The sequence below is a fragment of the Pectobacterium sp. HCp5_1 genome, assembly GCF_032905925.1.
In the GTDB taxonomy this organism is placed as follows: Bacteria; Pseudomonadota; Gammaproteobacteria; order Enterobacterales; family Enterobacteriaceae; genus Pectobacterium; species Pectobacterium brasiliense_A.
The window spans coordinates 1-1,560 of the sequence record NZ_JAUMIO010000079.1 but is presented as its reverse complement, the minus strand read 5'-3'; the positions used below and the strand labels follow the sequence as shown (position 1 = coordinate 1,560).

4 protein-coding genes are annotated in these 1,560 nt (G+C 38.5%); all 4 read right to left on the bottom strand.

Going from position 1 to position 1,560, the window contains the following annotated elements; all coding sequences use genetic code 11:
* Positions 1-87: 87 nt before the first annotated feature.
* Positions 88-324 carry a DUF2645 family protein gene (locus tag Q3A88_RS21785; protein ID WP_317178658.1) on the bottom strand — a complete coding sequence of 79 codons (237 nt, stop codon included), beginning with the start codon at positions 322-324 and terminating at the stop codon, positions 88-90.
* Positions 325-409: 85 nt separating this feature from the next.
* Positions 410-688 carry a DUF2645 family protein gene (locus tag Q3A88_RS21780; protein ID WP_233990511.1) on the bottom strand — a complete coding sequence of 93 codons (279 nt, stop codon included), beginning with the start codon at positions 686-688 and terminating at the stop codon, positions 410-412.
* 36 nt (positions 689-724) lie between these two features.
* On the bottom strand, positions 725-1,240 hold the full coding sequence (locus tag Q3A88_RS21775) for a hypothetical protein (protein ID WP_317178657.1): 516 nt from the start codon (positions 1,238-1,240) through the stop codon (positions 725-727).
* Between the two features lie 116 nt (positions 1,241-1,356).
* Positions 1,357-1,560, bottom strand: a 204-nt coding sequence (locus Q3A88_RS21770) for a hypothetical protein (protein WP_317178656.1), incomplete at its 5' end; no start/stop codon positions are given.

Genomic DNA, 1,560 nt, shown 5'->3' with positions numbered 1-1,560 from the left:
GGTCTGTTTGCTCACAAAACGGGCATTTTACCTCAACCGTTGCCATCAGGCTCTTCTTCTAAATATTTAGGAAAACAGATGAACATTCTACCTGACGATCACCGAGTTGAATACGTGACCAAGAAAAGGGATAGATAAAGGAACGATAATAATACTTAAGAAACCATCAGCATCGGCTCTCGGCACTTCACAGAAATCTGCAACTGAGTCGCCATCTATCATCCATTCATATTCGATGGTAGAAAAAGCGTTGATTAGAAAAAAGCATAAGGCAGAATAGGTATAAAAATAGACGTTGTAGATATAGCCGGTTTTCCTTAACATTTATCAATCACTCAGCCGTTTTTAACCACATATTAATGATGTTTTTTATAACCCCAGGCTACTATGCGAAGGGGGTATGGTTTTTTTAGCAAAAATTAAATCTAATATAAAAACTCCAAAAATAATAAAACAATAAAATAATATAAGTAATTGCCCTAGCTAAACTTTTCTTTACAATGAAGAAAGGGATAGATAGCGGGATAATAATAAACGAAAAGAAACCATCGGAATCGCCTTCAGGTATCTCACAGAGATTTCTTATTTCTACCCCATCAACCATCCCTTCGTAATCCCTTATTGATGTGATCAATATAATCAAGGCGCAGAGAGTCGAATAAAAATAAAATAGAATATTGTAAGTCATGTTGCTATAGTTTGGCATGTAAGAGTTCTCGGAATTTTAATTACTGTCACTATTCTGGGGCAGAGTCGTAACCTCATAAAGCAGTTTTGTTATTTTTTCTCGATGGTTTAGCATCGATCTACCGTATGACGACCAGTTCCTTTCTTCATAAGAGATTTTTTCTACATCATTTATCGAATGAATAAAATCACTGCGGCTGCGTTCAATACCTCTGTTATAGCGTGAACCTGCAAGGATGAACTGCTCGTCGGTTAGGTTCAACGTGTCAGTACCGGGATAGTCATAGTTGATTAACTCGTAAAGATGGCGTGCGACCATTGTCAGGTTAAAATTATCCTTATTTAAGCAGATGGAGATGTATGTTGCTTCAGCATTCCTTAGTGCACTGGGATTCTTGCCGAAAATTTCGGCAACCACCCTAATTTGCATGGCGATAATACCTATTGATGTTTTCTCTGGGGACGGTATGATTTTTTCCTTTCCTGGCCAGCCACTGTAAGAATGCACCACCTGCCTGCCAAATAATGTTGGATATTTAAAATAGTCAACCATTCCTCCGGCTTCTGCATGGGCAACCGATGCGAGAAGAATAGAGGGTATTTTATATTGTCGGGCTATCTCTTTTATTTTTTCTCGATGGAAAATGATATAGCCATCTTTGTATTTGTTTAAATAATCATCACCACCAAATGTTTTCCACCAAGCAGCATCAAGCGAAGACCAGCGCGGATAGTTCTTTCCCCAATCGGAAAAACGGTCACGTATTCAACTCGGTGATCGTCAGGTAGAATGTTCATCTGTTTTCCTAAATATTTAGAAGAAGAGCCTGATGGCAACGGTTGAGGTAAAATGCCCGTTTTGTGAGCAAACAG